Consider the following 11766-nt stretch of genomic DNA (forward strand, 5'->3'; position numbering starts at 1 on the left):
AGGCTGTCCGATCAGCAGGAGCAATTTTGATGCATTTTTCGGCGTTAGCCCTCGGTATTTTCACCCTGCTCATCCTGCCGGGTCCGACAAACGCGATCCTTGCGATGGCTTCGCAGGGATTGACGCTTGCACGCGCCATCGCCCTGCTGACCGCCGTCCTCTGCTCGTACCTGGCTGTCATCATCCCCGTATCGTCACTTACCGCTCCACTGTTGCATGGCCATCCAATCATTACGCAGACCGTGAAGCTTATCTCTGCTACCTGGGTCCTCTATCTGGCGATCAAGCTTTGGACCAGTGCTCCGAAGAGCCAAGGCGGCGTGGTGCGCGTGCCGCATCTGATCATCACGACATTGCTGAATCCGAAGGCGATCATCATTGGTCTCACCATGATCGTTTCAGATAACGGGTCATCTCCGATTGCCGCACTCGTGACCTTTTCGATCGCAGTTATCGCGACGTCGACGGTCTGGCTATTGGCCGGTCGCCTCATTCTGGGAGGCAAGGGGCAGACGCCGGTCATCGCACAACGGTGCGGATCCGTTGTGCTGCTCGCGTTCTCGGCATTGCTCACGATCAGCGCACTCCAATAGCGGTTCGCTGGAGGTGGCGGAACGGGTAAACGCTTTCATAGCGACCGTAAATCCCTTCCGGGATTGTCTTGCTCGGCGATTGGCGTTCCCCTAAAAAGCGAAGGCTCTCACTCGATCATCGGTCTCGCCTTGTGTTTCCGTGGCCCCGGCGCTGCCAGCCTTCCGCACTCACTGCCCCCAGATCACCGCCTCCTCGTGGCGTTTGATCAGATGGCGCAGCGTCTGGAAGCCGGAGCGGATATGATTGGCGAACTGCTCGACAGCCGGTGCCCGCGGCGCGTCGACTCTTTTCAGGATCGCAAGCGCTCGCTCCGGATGCGGAATATTGATCGGGAGCGCCGTAATCGACCGCTCCTTTCTCTGCGCAAACACGACGCTATGCGGCATGACGGTCAGCGCCTCGGAGGCCTTCAGATAATTGATCACGCCCATCAGCGAGCCGCCTGAGTATCGCACCTTTATCTCCGTGCCGCCGAATGACAGCAGCAGCGCGCGGAGGTCGGCGAGGAGGGGGCTGCCCGGAGGAGGGGCGACCCAGGGATAGCTCAGGAGTTGGCTGGGCTGTGGCTTCCTCTTGAGGAGAAGCGGATGCGTGACGCTGCATGCAATCACGTTTCTGCCCGGCAGAATTTGCTGGAATTCCAAACCGGAGCCCTCGTCGAGGATGTCGATCGGGCAAATTGCAATGTCGATCTGGTCCGCCTTGAGGCCTGCACGCAAATCCGGGAAATAGCCGTAGCTCTGATCGATACGCACATCGGGATGCGTTGCCTGGAACTCCGCGCAAAGGCCGGCGATCAGCGAGTCCATGAAAAACGGTGTACCGCCCACGCGCACGACACCGCTATTGCCGATGCGGAAGCTCTCCACGAGATCTGAGGCCTTGCGGGACGCGGCAAGCATAACAAAGCCATGTTCGGCGAGTGACAGGCCGAAGGCTGTCGGCTGCAGCGGACGTCTTCCCTTGATGAAGAGCGGTTCGCCGACGCGCTTCTCCAGCATGGAAAGCGTTCTCGAGACGGCGGACTGCGCCAGCCCGAGCAATGCCGCGCCTTCGGTAACGCCGCCGGTCTTCACCACCGCGGCAAGCTGGATAAGGTGTCGCTCATCGATCTTCATAACAATCTGTTATATTGCGACATAACAAAATCATCAACGTCGCTCGGGCTCGCTGCTAAAGTCTCTTCGTCTGCTAGGGAATGGGAGGAGAAGAATGGTGGGCCGTCTTCCGACGCTGACCTTCAGCGAGGCAACCTCTTCCGATGTGTTCGCCGAACGTCTTGCCGGGCGGCAGGACACCGATGTGGCGCAACTCCTCGCCGCCGCCGTCGCGCATATCCACGACCTTATCAAGCAGTTCCGACCGACACAGGACGACTGGCGGAAGGTGATCGCCTTCCTGACAGAGGTCGGTCACGCGTCGGATGAGAGGCGTCAGGAATGGGTGCTGCTTTCTGATCTGACGGGCGCGTCGGCTCTCGTTGAAGAGATCAACTCTCGCAGGCCGAAGGGCGCAACGCCCAATACGATCCGCGGCCCCTTTTTTCGAGAGGACGCCCCCGAACGCAAGCAGGGCGCATCCATCTCGCTAGACGGTGTTGGTGAGCCCCTGGCGGTATCGGTCAGCGTGCAGGACCTTGACGGTTTACCTGTCCCGGGTGCGGAACTCGTGACCTGGCAGGCCAATTCTCAAGGCTATTACGAGAACCAGCAGCCGGACCTGCAACCCGAGCACAATCTGCGCGGCCTGTTTCGAACCGACGGCGCTGGACGTGTCGAATATCGCTCCATCGTGCCGTCAGGTTACGGCGTTCCCGGCGACGGGCCTGTCGGCCGGCTTCTGGCGGCTGCGGGTGTTCCGCTTCACCGGCCTGCGAATTTGCATTTCGTGATCCGCGCTGATGGTTTCGAGACGATAACCACGCATATCTACGATGCCGGCGATCCGCTTCTGGCGGAAGATGCGCTTTTTGGCGTTCGCCCGGAGCTCGTTCACACCTTCGAACCGGCCGATGTCGCCGGTCAACGTGGGAAGGCTGTGGCTCTAACCTTCGTCATGGTTCGTTCGAAACCGAGGAGGGCGGCATGAGCATCGCATTTTCCTACGCTGGTAGTCCGGCCCGGATCGTCTTTGGAGATGGCGCCAGCAAGACGGTGTCTGAATGGATCGCGAAGTCGGGCGCCAAGCGCGCGCTTGTGCTCTCCACACCGCATCAGAAAGCCGATGCGGAGGCGCTTGCAAAAGAAATCGGCGAACCGGTTTGCGGCGTGTTTGCGGGTGCTGTCATGCACACGCCCGTCGACGTGACCGAGATCGCAATGAAAGTGCTTGCCGAAACGAAGGCGGACTGCCTGGTTGCCCTTGGCGGCGGCTCGACGACTGGGCTCGGCAAGGCGCTTGCCTATCGGACTGACCTGCTTCAGATCGTTGTGCCGACGACTTATGCAGGGTCGGAAGTCACGCCCATTCTCGGCCAGACCGAGGGTGGGCGGAAGACGACCGTGAAGGATGTGAAGATCCTGCCCGAGATCGTGATCTACGATCCGCTGCTCACCCATGGACTGCCCGTTCAGATGAGCGTGACGAGCGGCCTCAATGCCATGGCCCATGCCGTCGAAGGTCTTTACGCACGTGACCGCAATCCGATCTCGACGCTAATGGCAATCGAGGGATTGCGCGCCTTCGCGCGCAGCCTGCCCAAGATCGTTCAAGCGCCTGATAGTGCGGAGGCTCGCAGCGACGCACTTTACGGCGCCTGGCTCTGCGGCACCGTGCTTGGGGCCGTCGGTATGGCGCTGCATCACAAGATCTGCCACACGCTCGGCGGTTCCTTCGATACCCCGCATGCCGAAACCCATGCAGTCATGCTGCCTCACACCGCAGGCTTCAACGCGAAGGCGGCATCAAGCGAGCTTGCGCCGGTTGCCGAAATCTTCGGTGGCTCGGTTGGTGGCGGTCTCTGGGACTTTGCCAAGGCCGTAGGCGCGCCACTGTCGCTGCGCGATTTCGGACTAACGGAGGCCGACCTGGACCGCGCGTCGGCGATTGCCGTCGAGAACCCTTACTGGAATCCGCAACCGATCGATCGTCAAGCGATCCGGCAGCTTTTGCAGAATGCCTGGGAAGGACGTCGGCCAACGGACTAAAGTTCTGGTGCACTGTCGAGTGCGCTCTTTGGGAGGAGAGAGAACAATGGGAGGAAACATGTTCACGAGACGCAATTTTCTAAAGACCACCGCTGCCGGCGGTGCAATCATCGCTACGTCTGGTCTGGCTGCGCCTGCGGTTGCAAAGGATGTGGCGATCAAGCTTGGCTATGTCAGCCCGCAGACCGGACCGCTCGCCGCATTCGGGGAGGCCGACAAGTTTGTCGTCGACGCGTTCCTGGAAACGACGAAGAAGCTCGGGCTGAATTATGAGGTCGTGGTTAAGGACAGCCAGTCCAATCCGAACCGGGCCGCTGAAGTGGCCAAGGAGCTGATCGTCACCGACGAGATCAATCTGATGCTCGTATCGTCAACGCCGGAAACGACCAATCCGGTCTCGACCACCTGCGAAGGCGAACAGATGCCCTGCATCTCGACGGTCGCACCCTGGCAACCCTGGTTCATCGGCCAGCAGGGAAACCCGGGCGATCCGGCTTCGTGGAAGCCGTTTGACTATTCCTACCATTTCTTCTGGGGTCTTGAGGATATCATCGCCGTCTTCACCGGAATGTGGGGGCAGATCGAAACGAACAAGAAGATTGGCGGCCTCTTCCCTAATGATGGCGATGGTAACGCCTGGGGTGACAAGGTCGTCGGCTTTCCACCGGTTCTCGAAAAGCTGGGTTACAGCCTCACGGATACAGGCCGCTATCAGAACCTTACCGATGATTTTTCGGCACAAATCAACGCCTTCAAGCAGGCAGGGACAGACATTCTGACGGGCGTGATGATCCCGCCTGACCTGACGACATTCTGGAACCAGGCAAAGCAGCAGGGACTGAAGCCGAAGATCGCGTCGATCGGTAAGGCGTTGCTCTTCCCGCAGACGGTCGAAGCGTTGGGCAACGCTGGTCACAACCTCTCGACGGAGGTCTGGTGGACGCCGAGCCATCCGTTCAAGTCGTCGCTGACGGGAGATACGGCGGCCACTGTTGCCGATGCCTTCACCAAGGCGACTGGGCGCCCGTGGACGCAGCCGATCGGCTTTGCACATGCGCTGTTCGAGCTCGCCGTCGATGTCATGAAGCGAACCGAGGATGCCTCCGACGGCAAGGCCGTCGCCAAGGCGATCGGCGAAACCAAGCTGGACACGATTGTTGGACCGGTCGCCTGGGGTAGCGACAAGCTGCCGCCCTTTGCCCAGAAGAATGTCGCCAAGACACCGCTTGTCGGCGGCCAGTGGCGCCTCAAGTCGGGTGGTGGCTACGAGCTCGTGATCGTCGAGAATAGTCTTGCGCCAAACGTGCCGCTCGGCGGCAAGCTCGAGGCGCTGGCCTGAGAGACGCGGTCTGCCCGGCTCATGGGTCGGGTGGACTCCGTGTGGAGATTGATCGATGCCCCTACTGGAACTGAACGGTGTCTCGAAGTCCTTCGGCGCGCTTGTCGTCGCTGAGGACATCAGCTTTGCCGTCGAAACAGGCGAGGCGCTCGGCGTGATCGGACCGAACGGTGCCGGTAAGTCGACACTGTTCAACCTGATCAACGGCAATCTTGCTGTTGCCGGCGGATCGGTGACTTTCGACGGGAAGGACGTAACAACAGTTCCGCCGATGCAGCGCTGCCTGGCAGGAATGGGTCGCACCTTTCAGATACCACAGCCTTTCGAGCGGCTGACCGTCTACGAAAACCTGCTCGTTGCCGGCGCCTTTGGGTCACGCGCGAGCGAGAACGACGTCGCAGGCTTTTGCGCCGATATCCTTGTCGAAACCGGCCTGATCGCCAAAGCGAACGTGGCTGCCGCTTCGCTCACGCTTCTCGAGCGTAAGAGGCTCGAGCTCGCTCGTGCGCTAGCGACAAAACCGAAGCTGCTGTTGCTCGATGAGATTGCCGGTGGGCTGACCGAAGGAGAGTGCAAACAACTGGTCGCGACCATCAAGCGGGTTCATTCCCGGGGTGTGACGATCATCTGGATCGAGCATGTTCTGAACGCCCTGACCGCAGTTGCCGAACGCTTGCTGGTGCTCAATTTCGGTCGGGTGATTGGCATTGGTGCGCCTGACGACATCATGGCTTCGCGCGCCGTGCGTGAGATCTATCTGGGAATGGAGGTCTGATGCCGAACCTTCTCGAAACCTGCGGGTTGACCGCGTTCTATGGCGACTTCCAGGCAATCTTCGGCGTGGACATGCAGCTTCAGGCCGGCGAGACGATCGCGGTGATCGGCGCCAACGGGGCTGGCAAGTCGACCCTGATGCGCTCGATCGCCGGCGTGATCGCCAACCGTTCCGACATGATCCTTCATAGTGGCGAGCCGATTGGGTCGATCGACGCCGCCGATGTCGTCAGGCGCGGCATCGCCCTCGTGCCCGAGGGTCGTCGGCTCTTTCCGTCGCTGACGGTCGAAGAAAACCTTCAGATCGGCAGCTATGGAAAAAGGGACGCCGGTTATTGGTCGCTGAACACGGTCTATGAGTTGTTTCCCGTCTTGAGGGAGCGGCGTCGCAATCCAGCAACGGCTCTTTCTGGAGGCCAGCAGCAGATGGTGGCGATCGGCAGGGCGTTGATGTCCAACCCGGAAGTTCTCCTTTGCGACGAGCTCAGCCTCGGGCTCGCCCCTGTTGTGATCAAGGATATCTACGGCGCCTTTGCAAAGATCCGTGCCTCAGGTGCAGCGATCGTGATTGTCGAGCAGGACATCGCGCAGGCGCTGAAGGTCGCGGACCGGGTCTACTGCATGATGGAAGGCAGGATCACCCTGACAGGTCGTCCGGCGGAACTCGATCGGGCTGATATCCATGCGGCCTACTTCGGAGCGAGCACCGATGAACTGGCTTGATACGCTTCTGCAAGGCGTGCTGCTCGGAGGGCTTTACGCGCTCTTCGCAGCCGGATTGAGCCTCGTCTTCGGCATCATGCGCCTCGTCAACCTCGCCCATGGCGATCTGATCGTGCTTGCGGCTTTCCTGATCCTGTTGATCGTCTCGACCCTTGGACTTAACCCTTTCCTGTCTGCTTTGATCGCTGCTCCCATCATGTTCGGACTTGGATGGATGCTGCAGTATCATCTCTTGAACCGCACGCTCGGCAAGGACATCCTGCCGCCACTGCTCGTTACGTTCGGCCTTTCGATCGTAATCCAGAACGGGCTGCTCGAGACATTCACTGCCGACAGCAAGCGCATTTCAGCGGGCTATCTCGAGACTGCGTCGGTCCAGCTCGCAGGGATAAACGCCGGCGTGATGCCGCTTCTGACGTTTGCTTCGGCTATTGCCGTCATCGTGGCGCTCAACCAGTTGATCTACCGCACGGCGCTGGGGCGGGCTTTCCGTGCAACGTCGGACGATGTGGTTACCGCTCGCCTGATGGGTGTTCGGCCGAACTCGATCTTCGCGATCGCCACGGGTCTCGCAATGATGATCGTGACCATCGCCGCGCTCTATCTCGGCACGCGGGCGAACTTCGATCCGACGTCCGGTCCCGCTCGGCTCATCTATGCCTTCGAGGCCGTGATCATCGGCGGGCTTGGTTCTCTGTGGGGCACCCTTGCAGGTGGCGTCATTCTCGGTGTTGCACAGACCGTCGGCGCTTCGATCAATCCGGAGTGGCAGGTCTTGTCCGGCCACATCGCTTTCCTCCTCGTACTGCTCTTCCGGCCGCGAGGTCTCTTCCCCCGAGCTGTGGATTGAGTTCCATGACGACAGGTTTCGACACGATGACGAATGAGATCGATGCGCCACCCGGCTGGAAGATCGAGACGCGCACGAAACTTTCCGGCGCTTTCTCGGTCGTCGCCATCGTGGCTGTGGCGGCGATGGCTGCAGCACCGTTTGCGGTTTCGCGCGGCGTCGTTCAGGATCTCTTCTTCATTCTGACGATGTTGACACTTGCCCAATGCTGGAACTTGCTCGCCGGCTATGCGGGGCTGATTTCCGTCGGCCAGCAGCTGTTTGTGGGATGCGGGGCTTACGCCCTGTTTGGACTTGTCATCCTGGCAGGATTGGATCCGCTGATCGCGATCCCACTCGCCGGGATTTTTGCAGTGCTGGTTGCCATTCCAACGGCATTCTTCGCGTTCCGCCTCTATGGTCCCTACTTCGCGATCGGCACCTGGGTCATTGCGGAAGTAGGACGGCTTCTTCTTGCTCAATGGAAGGCGCTAGGCGGCGGCACCGGAACATCTTTGCCACGAGACGCCACCCGCGAGATGCTTGGGATATCAGCGCTCAGCGACTGGTTCGGCATGCGGCCGGCGGCCGCGGCGGATGCACTGGCTTACTGGCTGGCGCTCGCACTGGCGGTCGCGACCATCGGATTTATCTACAGGCTGCTGCGCAGCAAGCATGGTCTCGGCCTCGCCGCCGTACGCGACAATGAGACCGCCGCCCGTGCGCTGGGCGTCGATGCCCGGAAGCTGAAATCGGCGATCTACCTGCTGACCGCGTTCGTAACCGGGATGGTCGGTGCACTCATCTATCTTCAGAAGGCGCGGATATCACCTGACGCGGCATTCTCACTCACGGATTGGACGGCCTACGTCGTCTTCATCGTGGTGATCGGTGGTATTGGAACCATCGAGGGGCCGATCCTCGGTGTCCTCGTCTTCTTCCTACTGCAGAATGCCTTTGCGAGTTACGGTTCCTGGTATCTTCTGGCGCTTGGCGCACTGGCCATCGTGACCATGCTGTTTGCGCCCCAGGGGCTCTGGGGACTGTTTTTCCATCGCACGGGTTGGGAGCTTTTTCCGGTCCGCCGACTGTTGCGGGGCGGACTGACATCACTTGATAAAAGGGGAGGGCCGAATGGCTGATATCACCACAGACGTCTTGATCATTGGAACGGGACCGGCGGGATCCGCGACAGCGGCGCTGCTTGCGACCTACGGCATCGAGCCGCTGGTGATCAATCGCTACCGATGGCTGGCGACCACACCACGTGCGCACATTACCAATCAGCGTACGATGGAAGTGTTGCGTGATCTCGGCCGGGATGTCGAGGACGAAGCCTATCTCTTCGCGACCGAGCAGGACCTGATGGGGCAGAACGTATTCTGCACGGCTGTCGCCGGCGAGGAGATCGGCCGCATGCAAAGCTGGGGCAACCACCCGCTGTCCAAGGCCGAACATATACTGACATCGCCGGGGCGGATGAACGACCTTCCGCAAACCTATATGGAGCCGCTGCTTTTCAAGACGGCATGTTCGCGCGGTGCCCAGTCGCGTATGTCGACCGAATACGTTAGCCACGAACAGGATGGGGAGGGCGTGACGACGACCTGCCTTGATCGACTGACCGGCAAGCAGGTGACGATCCGGTCTAAGTTCCTGATTGGCGCGGACGGCGGAAACTCCAAGGTCGCCGAACATGCCGGACTGACCTTCGAGGGCAAGATGGGCGTCGCCGGCTCGATGAACATTCTGTTCGAGGCCGATCTCTCCCGCTATGTCGCGCACCGGCCTTCGGTTCTCTACTGGGTACTGCAGCCCGGCGCCGACGTCGGCGGCATCGGCATGGGTCTCGTGCGTATGGTTCGTCCGTGGAACGAGTGGCTGATCGTCTGGGGCTACGACATCAATCAACCGGCCCCTCAGGTCGACAACGCCTTTGCCACCAAAGTCGTCCGGGAACTCGTTGGCGTTCCTGACCTCGAGCCAAAGATCAAATCCGTCTCGACATGGACGGTCAACAACATGTACGCGACTACCCTGTCGAACGGCCGAGTCTTCTGCATGGGCGACGCCGTCCATCGGCATCCGCCGTCCAACGGGTTGGGGTCGAACACCTCGATCCAAGATGGCTTCAATCTCGCCTGGAAGCTTGCCATGGTGCTCAGGGGACAAGCGGGCGCCGGGTTGCTGGAGAGCTACCAGGAGGAGCGGGCTCCGATCGCCAAGCAGATCGTGACACGGGCAAACAAGTCGATTGAGGAGTTCGGCCCAATCTTCAAGTCGCTTGGCCTACTGGACTCTGTCGATCCGGTGAAGATGCAGCAAAACATGGATGCGCGGTGCAACGACACCGATGATGCTGAACATCAGCGCAAAGCAATCCGCGAGGCCATCGCCTACAAGGTCTATGAGTTCGATGCGCATGGCGTGGAGATGAACCATCGCTACGCCTCGAGCGCGGTGGTCAAGGAGAATCAGCCGGAGCCGACGTTCGAAAAGGACGCGGAGCTTCACTTCCAGCCGACGTCTTGGCCCGGCGCCCGATTGCCGCATGTCTGGCTGTTTGGCCAGAACGGCGAGAAGGTCTCCAGCCTCGACCTGACCGGCCACGGGGTCTTTACGATCCTTACGGGCATCGGCGGCGATGCATGGATCGCGGCAGCCAAAGCTGTTTCGAAAGAGTTTGGAATCCACCTCAATGTCCACAAGATCGGGCCAAGACAGGCGTGGCAGGACCTGACTGGCGACTGGGCTCGTGCGCGGGAAACGAGGGATTCCGGCGCCTTGCTGGTGCGCCCGGATCACCATGTGGCATGGCGCGCGGACAGCGCGGTGTCAGATGCGGAAGGTGATCTGCGCCGCGTTCTCAAATCCGTCCTGGATCGTTGAGGTAACCATGAGCATGGAAGAAAAAGGCTACTTTACCGAAGAGAGCTCCGTCGACGTCGTGACCAGCCGCAACGTCAACGCCAAGGACGAGCGGCTGAAACAGGTGATGGAAGTCGTCACGCGAAAGCTTCACGAGGCAGTCAAGGAATTGGAGCCGACGCAGGACGAGTGGATGGAGGCGATCATGTTCCTCACACGCACCGGCCACACCTGCACTGATTGGCGCCAGGAGTTTATCCTGTTGTCCGATGTACTCGGTGTCTCGATGCTGGTGGACGCGATCAACAATCGGAAGCCCTCAGGCGCTTCCGAAAGCACGGTGCTCGGACCGTTCCATGTGGCCGATGCGCCCGAGCTGCCGATGGGTGCAAATATCTGCCTCGACCAAAAGGGCGAGGACATGGTGATCAGCGGTCATATCCTCGACACCGATGGAAAGCCGATCGAGAACGCGGTTATCGATGTCTGGCAGGCCAACGACGAAGGCTTCTATGATGTCCAGCAAAAGGGCATCCAGCCGGACTTCAATCTCCGCGGCATCTTCCGCACTGGAGCGAACGGGCATTACTGGTTTCGTGCGGTGAAGCCGAAATTCTATCCGATCCCTGATGATGGGCCGGTCGGTCAGCTACTCGGTCAACTCGGCCGCCATCCCTACCGTCCGGCACACCTACACTACATCATCAAGGCCAGTGGCTTTGAAACACTGACGACGCACATCTTCGATCCAGACGATCCCTACATCCATTCCGACGCGGTGTTTGGGGTGAAGGAAAGTCTGCTGGCGAAATTTGAACTCGCCGACAATCCTGCCCGCGCGAGCGAGCTTGGCTTCGCGGATAAGTTCTGGGAGGTCCGGCACGACTTTGTTCTGGCGCGAGACAACGCTTTGCCGCAGCATCAGCGGTGATATTTACGCAACGGGCAGGTCGGCCTATTGGACTACGGGCCAGCCTGCAGTCTAGCGTTCCGTCGGTGCGGTATCGCCGCACCGACTTCAGGCCGTTCATTTCTTCGGCATTGGTACGCATTCCTTGATGCGTGGCGTTCCGGGCGTCGCACCGGTGACCTGTTTAACCTGGCCGGCCGGGCATGAGCCGTCGTCCACGAGGACTTTTTGCCCAGTGGCCAGCGTGCCCTTCGGCGGCTCCGCCTTCAAGATGGACTGGCAGCCCGACAGGGCGGCGATCGTCCCGATTGCAATCAGGATCCTTATCTTCATGACATCCCCTCTCTTTGTTTGCGTGTCGTGCGCCGGAAGCCGCCTTTGGGGCCGTCTATTCCGGCTTCGAAATGCAGTAGCGGGAAAGGAAACCTACCGCATGCTCCAAATGGGGGAGCGAGGATGAGGAAGTTGTAACAGGGTGGGAGAAACAAGCCGGGCCGCCCTGCCTGTATATCGCGATGTCGCTGCAGGACCGGCGCGAAGTTTTGAGGGAAATCTACAAGCTGACCCGGCACAGACGTTCGCA

General features: G+C 60.2%; 12 protein-coding genes. 10 read left to right on the forward strand and 2 right to left on the reverse strand.

Annotation, left to right across the window (positions count from 1 at the left end; translation table 11 throughout):
* Positions 1 to 29: 29 nt before the first annotated feature.
* Positions 30 to 593: a threonine transporter RhtB gene (locus FZ934_RS21880; RefSeq protein WP_153272984.1), complete on the forward strand. Its 564-nt coding sequence runs from the start codon at positions 30 to 32 to the stop codon at positions 591 to 593.
* Positions 594 to 761: 168 nt separating this feature from the next.
* Here FZ934_RS21880 and FZ934_RS21885 read toward each other — a convergent pair whose 3' ends face one another.
* Entirely contained in the window at positions 762 to 1712 is a 951-nt protein-coding gene (locus FZ934_RS21885) for a LysR family transcriptional regulator (protein ID WP_153272985.1), read from the reverse strand.
* 94 nt (positions 1713 to 1806) lie between these two features.
* Here FZ934_RS21885 and FZ934_RS21890 point away from each other — a divergent pair, with 94 nt between their 5' ends.
* The 9 genes from FZ934_RS21890 to FZ934_RS21930 are packed head-to-tail and all read left to right on the forward strand — an operon-like array spanning position 1807 to position 11204.
* Positions 1807 to 2682, forward strand: a complete 876-nt coding sequence (locus FZ934_RS21890; protein ID WP_153272986.1) for a dioxygenase — start codon at positions 1807 to 1809, stop codon at positions 2680 to 2682.
* Positions 2679 to 3740 carry a maleylacetate reductase gene (locus FZ934_RS21895; protein ID WP_153272987.1) on the forward strand — a complete coding sequence of 354 codons (1062 nt, stop codon included), beginning with the start codon at positions 2679 to 2681 and terminating at the stop codon, positions 3738 to 3740. The genes FZ934_RS21890 and FZ934_RS21895 overlap by 4 nt, the downstream gene beginning before the upstream one ends.
* A gap of 58 nt (positions 3741 to 3798) precedes the next feature.
* On the forward strand, positions 3799 to 5079 hold the full coding sequence (locus FZ934_RS21900) for an ABC transporter substrate-binding protein (protein ID WP_153272988.1): 1281 nt from the start codon (positions 3799 to 3801) through the stop codon (positions 5077 to 5079).
* A 55-nt stretch (positions 5080 to 5134) separates the two neighbouring features.
* Positions 5135 to 5854, forward strand: coding sequence for an ABC transporter ATP-binding protein (locus FZ934_RS21905; protein ID WP_153272989.1), 720 nt, complete (start codon positions 5135 to 5137; stop codon positions 5852 to 5854).
* Positions 5854 to 6576: an ABC transporter ATP-binding protein gene (locus FZ934_RS21910; RefSeq protein ID WP_153272990.1), complete on the forward strand. Its 723-nt coding sequence runs from the start codon at positions 5854 to 5856 to the stop codon at positions 6574 to 6576. The genes FZ934_RS21905 and FZ934_RS21910 overlap by 1 nt, the downstream gene beginning before the upstream one ends.
* Entirely contained in the window at positions 6563 to 7426 is an 864-nt protein-coding gene (locus tag FZ934_RS21915) for a branched-chain amino acid ABC transporter permease (protein WP_153272991.1), read from the forward strand. Before FZ934_RS21910 ends, FZ934_RS21915 begins: the two co-directional genes overlap by 14 nt.
* Before the next feature lie 5 nt (positions 7427 to 7431).
* Positions 7432 to 8547 (forward strand): branched-chain amino acid ABC transporter permease, encoded by a 1116-nt coding sequence (locus FZ934_RS21920; RefSeq protein WP_246738015.1) that lies wholly within the window; start codon positions 7432 to 7434, stop codon positions 8545 to 8547.
* On the forward strand, positions 8540 to 10294 hold the full coding sequence (locus FZ934_RS21925; RefSeq protein WP_153272992.1) for an FAD-dependent oxidoreductase: 1755 nt from the start codon (positions 8540 to 8542) through the stop codon (positions 10292 to 10294). The genes FZ934_RS21920 and FZ934_RS21925 overlap by 8 nt, the downstream gene beginning before the upstream one ends.
* A 7-nt stretch (positions 10295 to 10301) precedes the next feature.
* The gene (locus FZ934_RS21930) at positions 10302 to 11204 is read left to right on the forward strand and encodes an intradiol ring-cleavage dioxygenase (RefSeq protein ID WP_153272993.1); all 903 of its coding nucleotides are present in this window, start codon (positions 10302 to 10304) and stop codon (positions 11202 to 11204) included.
* Between the two features lie 96 nt (positions 11205 to 11300).
* Here the strand turns inward: FZ934_RS21930 and FZ934_RS21935 are convergent, their stop codons facing one another.
* The gene (locus FZ934_RS21935; protein WP_153272994.1) at positions 11301 to 11516 is read right to left on the reverse strand and encodes a DUF6719 family protein; all 216 of its coding nucleotides are present in this window, start codon (positions 11514 to 11516) and stop codon (positions 11301 to 11303) included.
* Positions 11517 to 11766 lie beyond the last annotated feature (250 nt).

Source organism: Rhizobium grahamii (assembly GCF_009498215.1).
Lineage (GTDB): Bacteria > Pseudomonadota > Alphaproteobacteria > Rhizobiales > Rhizobiaceae > Rhizobium > Rhizobium grahamii_A.

Excerpts from the sequence above, each read along its gene's own strand:
- FZ934_RS21885 (WP_153272985.1), bottom strand. The coding sequence starts at position 1,712 with ATGAAGATCGATGAGCGACACCTTATCCAGCTTGCCGCGGTGGTGAAG.
- FZ934_RS21935 (WP_153272994.1), bottom strand. The coding sequence starts at position 11,516 with ATGAAGATAAGGATCCTGATTGCAATCGGGACGATCGCCGCCCTGTCG.
- FZ934_RS21905 (WP_153272989.1), top strand. The coding sequence starts at position 5,135 with ATGCCCCTACTGGAACTGAACGGTGTCTCGAAGTCCTTCGGCGCGCTT.
- FZ934_RS21890 (WP_153272986.1), top strand. The coding sequence starts at position 1,807 with ATGGTGGGCCGTCTTCCGACGCTGACCTTCAGCGAGGCAACCTCTTCC.
- FZ934_RS21895 (WP_153272987.1), top strand. The coding sequence starts at position 2,679 with ATGAGCATCGCATTTTCCTACGCTGGTAGTCCGGCCCGGATCGTCTTT.
- FZ934_RS21900 (WP_153272988.1), top strand. The coding sequence starts at position 3,799 with ATGTTCACGAGACGCAATTTTCTAAAGACCACCGCTGCCGGCGGTGCA.
- FZ934_RS21930 (WP_153272993.1), top strand. The coding sequence starts at position 10,302 with ATGAGCATGGAAGAAAAAGGCTACTTTACCGAAGAGAGCTCCGTCGAC.
- FZ934_RS21910 (WP_153272990.1), top strand. The coding sequence starts at position 5,854 with ATGCCGAACCTTCTCGAAACCTGCGGGTTGACCGCGTTCTATGGCGAC.
- FZ934_RS21920 (WP_246738015.1), top strand. The coding sequence starts at position 7,432 with ATGACGACAGGTTTCGACACGATGACGAATGAGATCGATGCGCCACCC.
- FZ934_RS21925 (WP_153272992.1), top strand. The coding sequence starts at position 8,540 with ATGGCTGATATCACCACAGACGTCTTGATCATTGGAACGGGACCGGCG.
- FZ934_RS21880 (WP_153272984.1), top strand. The coding sequence starts at position 30 with ATGCATTTTTCGGCGTTAGCCCTCGGTATTTTCACCCTGCTCATCCTG.
- FZ934_RS21915 (WP_153272991.1), top strand. The coding sequence starts at position 6,563 with ATGAACTGGCTTGATACGCTTCTGCAAGGCGTGCTGCTCGGAGGGCTT.